Below are 707 nucleotides of genomic sequence, written 5' to 3'. Positions count from 1 at the left end.
ACCTGGGTGTTCGCCGGCATCGCCCGGCACCACCGACCCTTCGCAATTCCCGACCGCGCCGGCGAACACCCAGGTCGCCGCGCTGCCTTCGGACGGCTCGGCGCCGGCCGGCGCTTCGGACGTGACCGCCGCCAGCGTCGCCGGTGTCTGGAACGCCAGCGTTGCGGGCCAGAGCTGCAAGGTGGCGACACCGCAGACCAAATTCGGCGCCGGCTTCCGCGCCGGGCCGCTGCATTGCCCGGCGCCGATGGACGGCATCAAGTCGTGGAACGTCGCCGGCAAACAGCTGACGCTCTATGACGAGAGCGGCGGTGCGCTGGCGCGGCTCTATTCCTCGGGCGGCTCGAAATTCGACGGCCAGACTTCCAACGGCCAGCCGATTTCGCTTACGAGATAGTTTTTGTTTTACGCAATTCCGGTTCCCGGAATTGCTCCAGAACGACGTGACCGATGCATCTGCGTGACGGCCTCCAGACCCATGCGACCGTCAGGCAGCGCTACGACCATCTGGTGGAAACCGGTACGATCGACCGCGATCCGGCGCAGGAACGGATCGTTGCGGCACTCGACCGGCTGACCGATGAGATTTCGGCCAAGCGGCTGGCGCATAAGTCGAGCGCGCTGGGCTGGCTGTTCGCCCGCAAGCGCGAGACGGATGAGGCCGTCAAAGGCCTCTACATCCATGGCGGCGTCGGTCGCGGCAAGAC

Annotated in this window: 2 protein-coding genes; both read left to right on the top strand. The window is 66.5% G+C overall.

Translation table 11 applies throughout. The features are described from left to right. Window positions 1-397: protease inhibitor Inh/omp19 family protein (locus EN893_RS36475; protein WP_128362286.1), on the top strand; the 397-nt coding region annotated here is incomplete at its 5' end. A gap of 53 nt (window positions 398-450) precedes the next feature. Beyond that, the coding region (gene zapE, locus EN893_RS36470) for an AFG1/ZapE family ATPase (protein ID WP_128362285.1) at window positions 451-707 on the top strand (257 nt) is incomplete at its 3' end.

The sequence above is a fragment of the Mesorhizobium sp. M7A.F.Ca.CA.004.04.2.1 genome, assembly GCF_004022825.1.
Taxonomy (GTDB): Bacteria; Pseudomonadota; Alphaproteobacteria; order Rhizobiales; family Rhizobiaceae; genus Mesorhizobium.
This window is presented reverse-complemented; position numbering and strand designations above follow the sequence as displayed.